The sequence below is a fragment of the Roseomonas sp. E05 genome, assembly GCF_030063475.1.
Taxonomy (GTDB): Bacteria; Pseudomonadota; Alphaproteobacteria; order Acetobacterales; family Acetobacteraceae; genus Pseudoroseomonas.
In genome coordinates this window covers 24,290-30,421 of record NZ_JASIRT010000044.1, presented here as the reverse complement: position 1 = coordinate 30,421, position 6,132 = coordinate 24,290, and the positions used below count along the sequence as shown (strand labels likewise).

The window sequence follows — 6,132 nt, the reverse complement described above, 5'->3', positions numbered from 1 at the left end:
AAACACCTCAAGGCGCTCCGATGGCGCACACCGTTCCAGGCCGTCTGTGATGCCTGGACCAAGGACCCCGCCATCTTCAAGATCAACCCGCACCACCTCATCCCGGGACTACACACCTAAAATCTTGCCCGGACCGGCCGATGGGGGCTGGCCATGAAGCCAACCATCCGGATGCCAAGCACACCTATCGGTTTGCGCCTGCTTGCGGTGAAACGAAGATGGATGGATGCGTGGTGAGGTCATTCGCAGCCAGCTCAAGGAGCCAGCACATCCTGCTCGCCTGCGCCGCAGACGTGACACCTGCCTCATCAATCGGGCTGATCCGGGCGGCAAGGCTGCGCAGCTTCTGTCCGGTCCGAAGGGGATCGTCTAGGGGGGAAGCTGTCAGGCGAAGCGTTTCCCGAATGATCCGACGATCCGCGTTCGGGAGTGGCATGACGGATTCCATCTCACCGAGCCGGAAGAGCGCGTGCCCAAGGGAAAGCGCCGCGAGCGCATCCTCGGCCTCATGGACCCGACCGCGGGATCGGACCGCGAGACTGAGGACAAGATAGCGCAAGCGTGCGAGATGGCGCGCGGCCCAAGAGGTCCCGGCTCGGATCGAGATGGCGGCAACCTCCCTGCGAATGGACGCCCTGAGATGCATCCGGCGCCGCTGGGTATTCATCGGCAGCAGCCAGCGATAGAAGGCATAGCTCACAGCGATTCCGGACAGGAGCATCACCTCGATCCCGGCGAGACCGATCGGGGAGCTTGGGACCGTGTCCACTGGGCGCGCGAGCACCGCAAAGAGCATGTTGAAGGCGAGCCCGACGAAGACGGTGGCCTGCCTCGCCTGCAACAGCGACGCACCGAACACGAGAGGAACTGCGAGCGCGAGCGAGAGCCAGCCGTTCGCGAGTTCTGGAAGCATCACGATGCGCCACAGGAAGGCCGCGACCGCCGCGCCGAGCCCGCCGATGAGGATCTTGCGGACGGCCGGGACGGGCTCATCCACTGCGGAGAACAGGACTGTGAAGATGCCGGCGCCAAGTACCAGGTACCGCAACGGGTCCCAGCCAATCGAGAGCCATGCGAGCCCCACAAGGGAGACGGCGAGTGCTCCCCTGAGCACAGCCAACCGCAACGCCGCGACGTCGGGATGCGGGATTGACCAGCGCGGCGCAGGTTGGATGGCGGCCGCCATGACCTGTCCGTAGCCGGCGGCGGCACGCAGCAGCAGGGTCCTCATCTCCTCGAGAACTGGGGACAGCACCGGGTCCGCCTTCTCAATCCGTTGCGACGCCTCAATGATGCCCTGGACGTCGAGATCTCCAGCATCCAGGGATCCGGCGGCCCGCTCGAACGCCTCCCGCAGGACTGCCATGTCGGCATGCCCGGGGGCAAGCGCGGAGCCCTCGCGCGAGCGGATGGCGCGGGCGACGACAAGAAGATCGAGAAGGAACGCGAACAATGCGTGCAGCTCCTTCAGCTTGCGCCGGGCCGTGATCGATCCCGCGGCCTCGTCCTCCGCGGATGCCTCGAGGGAGGCGAGCGACAGCAGGAACTCGCGTTCCCGCGCAAGCGATCGCGTTCCGGGTTCGGTCAGTGCCTCCGCGATCAGCACAAGGGCTTGCGAGGTCACCGTCCGGGCACGGCTCGCGACCGTCGAGCCGGACGAGGGCGGGCTGAGAGATGCCGCGACGAGGATCGCCGATCCGATCCCTAGCACGCTGTCCATGGCGCGGGCAGCCGCAAAGCCGACCGGATCGACATGAGTCCCCAGCGTGAGCGAGACAATGACTGCGGACGTCAGCCCGCACAGTGCTGCACCATAGGCGCGCTGGTGCCGCATCACGTTGGCGATGCCGCAGCAAAGGGCGATCCAAACCGCGAGGCCGAAAAGGGATGCAGCCGGAACACCGGGCCACGGCAGGACTAGCGCGACCCCAGCTGCGGCCCCGAGAAAAGAGCCGAGAAGTTGGGCAAGGCTGCGCTCAAACAGGAGGCCCCGCGGCGGCTGACCCACCATCCAGACCGTCATGGCGGCCCACCACGGATTCGGAAGGGACAAGGCGGTTGCCGCAGCCATGGCGAGCGTGGATGCCACGGTTAGCCGGATGGCGACATTGCGGGCTGCCGGATCGGTGAGGGCTGCGGCCAAGGGCTTCAAGGTTCTGTCCTGATGGAAGCGATCGAGGATGCCCGGTCTGATCTGCCTTACGGGACATCGTCGATTGAGCGGTCAAGCCGAAGGACGGCAGCAGCTTTGGCCGCTACCGCCCCGGAGGCTATCGGAGCCGTCGGAAGCAGGGTTATTCCTTGCCTGCGGCTGTCGGGCCGCCAAAGAGCCTTCCTTCCCCGGCCCAGTCGCTCGGTGCCACGTCCTCGAAGATCACGTAGATGTACTTCGGATCGGTCCCGGTGTTGCGGACGATGCTGTCGGTGATCTCCGCCGCCACCTTCGCCTTCTGGTCGTGGCTCTTGCCCTCGAACCAGCTCACACGAACAACAGGCATGGTCTGTCTCCTTTGATGATGAAGTAAGAAGAGGAAGCCGGGGGCGCTGACAGTTGCGGCCCGGTTTTCACTCAGCGCTCGAGAAATGCCCGAAGGTCCCTCGTAAACCGCTCGGGATTCTTGAACGCGAGGAAGTGGTCACCCTGCTCGGCCGCCGAGTAGACATGGAGCGTGGAGTCCGGGATGACCGAGTGCATCCACCGCTGGCTCGGCAGGTTGTGGCTAAGCTCGCCCGTGAAGATCGCGGTCGGCACGTTGATCTTGCGGCGGACCACGTCGCGCCAGTCATTGGTGATGTGGTCGAAGAGCACCCGCGCCATGGCGGCCGGATCGTTCTGGATGAACTCCCGCGCGAAGCTCGCGGAGTTCTGGAAGGCCGGCGCGTCCATGGCCATGGCGCGCTCCACCGCGCTCATGTCCACGATGAGGCTGTTGGTCGGCGCACCCTGCGTGAAGGCGGCGATCATCCGCTCCGGCGAGGTGGTCATCCCGCCGGCCTCCAGCCGCTCCCGCTCGGACCAGTCGGCGTGGCTGTAGATGGAAATCGGCTCGTCGATGATGGCGAGGCGGCGGATACGTCCTGTGCCGAAGAGGTCGATGTAGCTCCAGAGGACCGAAGCCCCCATGGACCAACCGACGAAGTCGGCGGACTGCAGGCGGAGATGGTCGGCGAACTCCTTCAGGTCCACGGCAAAGCGCGAGATGCGGGTGCCGTAGTCGACCCGCTGCGACAGGCCCTGGTTGCGGGGATCGAGAACGTAGACGTGGTAGTGCCTGCTGAGCAGGTACATGACGTTGACGAACTCGGCCCCGTTCGCCGACCAGCCCGGCATGAAGACCAGCGGCCTGCCCTGGCCGGCCTCCCAGTAGGAGAGCCGGGCCCCGTCGCTCGTGACGAAGGAGTTGATCTGCAGCCCGGCGAAGTCGGACAGCCGCGCCGGAAGGCCCTCGATCCGGTTCGGGAAGGTGTAGTCCCGCCCGAGCACGGACACGGCCGGGTCGGCGACCACCGGCCCCGAGGCGGCGATCAGCGAGAGGGCACAAAAGGCCCGGAGAAGCTGCTTTCGCATGGTCCTGTTACCTCATGGAGATCGACGCAGGGTCACCGTCAGGGACTGCGCGCGGTGCATGCTGCGGGAGCCAAACCCGGAAGGTCGGGGCCGACCGGGACGATGCCGGTCGGGTTCAGCGCCTTGATCGAGTAGTAGCCGCGCTTGATGTGGTCGATGCTGACGGTCTCGCGCACGCCCGGGAGGGCGAAGACGCGCGCAAGGTATGCGCTGAGGCTGGGGTAGTCCGCGATTCGGCGCAGATTGCACTTAAACAGCCCATAATAGGCGGAGTCGAACCGGACCAGCGTCACGAAGAGGCGGATGTCGGCCTCGGTGAAGCGGTCGCCGAGCAGGAAAGCGCAGCCGTCAGCGAGCCGGCGTTCCAGCTCATCTAGCATCGCGAAGACCTCGGCGAAAGCCTCCTCGTAGGCCTCTTGGGTGGTTGCGAAGCCGGCGCGGTAGACCCCGTTATTGAGACTTGGATAGATGCGCGCGTTCAGCGCGTCGATCTCCTCCGCCAGCTCCGCCGGGCAGAGGTCCACCGTCTCGTCGGCGAGCTCGCCGAAGCCGGCGTTGAACATGCGGACGATGTCGGCGGACTCATTGTTCACGATCGTGCCGAGCTTGCGGTCCCAGAGCACCGGCACCGTCGCGCGACCAGTGAAGCGGGGATCGGCCCGTGTGTAGATCTCGTGCAGGTAGGTGGCACCGTTCACCGCATCCCGGCCGGCGCCGGGATCGTCGCCGAAGCGCCAGCCCTGCTCCGTCAGCGCGGGCTCGACGACGGAGACGGACACCACCTTCTCCAATCCCTTGATCTTGCGCGCGATGAGCGTGCGCGAGGCCCAGGGGCAGATCAGCGCAACGTAGAGGTGGTAACGCCCGGCCTCCGCGGCGAAGCCATCTTCGCCGGTCGGCCCGGCGCCGCCGTCAGACGTGATCCAGTTGCGAAAGCTCGAGGTCTGCCGGACGAAGCCGCCCTTCTCGTCCTTCGCCTGGACCGGGTGCCAGTCGGCTGTCCATATCCCGTTGACGAGCATGATGACCCTCCTCAGCCGGAAACCAAGGTGATGCTGGTGCCCCAGGGGTCGTGCAGCATCGTGCCTCGGTTGGTATCGGGCTCGGCGCGCAGGCCAGCGGCCCGCGCCCTCTCTTCGATCGCGTCCCTCACCGCGGCGTCGGGGACCACAATTTCCACGCTGTCGAGGCCCACCATACGCTCCGGACGTGAGCCCGCCCGGCGGCTGTTCCAGGTGTTGGCGGCGAGCTGATGATGGTAGCCGCCGGCGCCGAAGAAGCTGCCGCCCGGGTAGCGGCAGGTCACCTCGAACCCGAGGATGTCGCGGTAGTACCGCTCGGCCGCTGCGGTGTCGCCGACCTGCAGGTGGACGTGCCCGATCACGGTCCCGGCGGGCATACCCATCCAGGCTCCATCCCCAGCGCCGAGAAGGTCCTGAAGGTCGAGCGGCTCGCTCGGCATGGCGAGCTGCCCGCCAGCCGAGCGCCAGGTGGCCACCGGGCGGTCCGCATAGACCTCGATCCCGTTGCCCTCCGGGTCGGCCAGGTAGATCGCCTCGCTGACCCCGTGGTCAGAGGCACCGAGGAGGCTGATCCGCCGCTGCGCGACGAAGCCCAGCCAGCGTCCGAGGCTCGCCCGGTCAGGCAATAGGAAGGCCGTGTGGAACAGCCCGGCCTGGCGGCGGTCGAGAGGCGCGAGGCTAGGGTCGCCAGTCAGCTCGAGAAGGGGCACCCCCGGCAGGCCGAGGGCGAGGCGCCCGATTGATTGCTCGACGGGCACAAGCCCGAGGACGTCCTGGTAGAAGCCGGAGACGGTGGCGAGGTCACGCACCCTCAGCCGGACGCGGCCGATCCGCATCGGTGCGGCGCCGAGATCGAAGGCGGCTTCAGGATGCTGGATGGCGGCGGACATGGGGTGGTCCTTCAGGCGGATGGAAGGTCGCGGCCGGTGCCGGGCTCCTTGGCCAGCCCGGCACCGGCCGCTGTCCGGAGGGTGCGTTCGGCGGTCAGGCCCGCTTGCGTCCGAGGGCGAAGGCGCCGTCCCCGAGCAGGGACTGCACGACGAGGGCAACGGTCCAGAAGGCCGGGAATTCCCAGCCGCCACCGGTGTTCGAAAAGAAGAACCCGGCCGCGCCGTGCGGGGCATAGATCGAGCCCAGCAGGATGGGCACGAGCGCCAGCGACACCCAGCGCGTCCACAGGCCGAGAATCAGGGCGATGCCGCCCACGACCTCCGCGGCGATGACGAGGTAGGCGAGCGGCCCGGGGAAGCCGATGCTCTGGAAGAAACCCGCGGTCCCGGCCGGCGTGAAGACGAAGATCTTCAGCCCGGCATGGGCGAGGAACAGGACGCCGAGCGCGGCGCGCAGGATGGCGGCGGCGAGGCTGGGGTTGCTGACGCCGGCCCAGGTGGTCGGAACGGTGGTGGATGAGGCTTGCGACATGGGTCATGTCCTCCCTGGCAAGGTGTGGCGCCGCGTGGCGCTTGCCTGGGGGACACATGGCCTACTGCTGCCGTCGCGATAATCCGGCGCACTGGAAGGTCATAACTTCCGAATTGGAAG

The 6,132-nt window shown here is 67.0% G+C and carries 6 protein-coding genes and 1 pseudogene; 1 reads left to right on the top strand and 6 read right to left on the bottom strand.

Annotated elements, in window-relative coordinates; translation table 11 throughout:
• Positions 1–120 (top strand): annotated as a pseudogene (locus QMO56_RS24605) (IS481 family transposase); the annotation flags it as partial.
• Positions 121–184: 64 nt separating this feature from the next.
• On the opposite strand, the gene QMO56_RS24600 reads toward QMO56_RS24605, so the two are convergent.
• The 6 genes from QMO56_RS24600 to QMO56_RS24575 form a co-directional block, all read right to left on the bottom strand.
• Positions 185–2,152 carry an FUSC family protein gene (locus tag QMO56_RS24600; RefSeq protein ID WP_283529967.1) on the bottom strand — a complete coding sequence of 656 codons (1,968 nt, stop codon included), beginning with the start codon at positions 2,150–2,152 and terminating at the stop codon, positions 185–187.
• Between the two features lie 142 nt (positions 2,153–2,294).
• The gene (locus tag QMO56_RS24595; RefSeq protein ID WP_283529965.1) at positions 2,295–2,498 is read right to left on the bottom strand and encodes a 4-oxalocrotonate tautomerase family protein; all 204 of its coding nucleotides are present in this window, start codon (positions 2,496–2,498) and stop codon (positions 2,295–2,297) included.
• A gap of 71 nt (positions 2,499–2,569) precedes the next feature.
• Positions 2,570–3,568 (bottom strand): alpha/beta fold hydrolase, encoded by a 999-nt coding sequence (locus QMO56_RS24590; protein WP_283529963.1) that lies wholly within the window; start codon positions 3,566–3,568, stop codon positions 2,570–2,572.
• A 38-nt stretch (positions 3,569–3,606) separates the two neighbouring features.
• Positions 3,607–4,590, bottom strand: coding sequence for a glutathione S-transferase family protein (locus tag QMO56_RS24585; RefSeq protein WP_283529961.1), 984 nt, complete (start codon positions 4,588–4,590; stop codon positions 3,607–3,609).
• Positions 4,591–4,601: 11 nt separating this feature from the next.
• Complete coding sequence (locus tag QMO56_RS24580; protein ID WP_283529959.1) at positions 4,602–5,480, bottom strand: VOC family protein; 879 nt, start codon at positions 5,478–5,480, stop codon at positions 4,602–4,604.
• A 94-nt stretch (positions 5,481–5,574) separates the two neighbouring features.
• Complete coding sequence (locus tag QMO56_RS24575) at positions 5,575–6,012, bottom strand: DoxX family protein (protein ID WP_283529956.1); 438 nt, start codon at positions 6,010–6,012, stop codon at positions 5,575–5,577.
• Between the last annotated feature and the right edge of the window lie 120 nt (positions 6,013–6,132).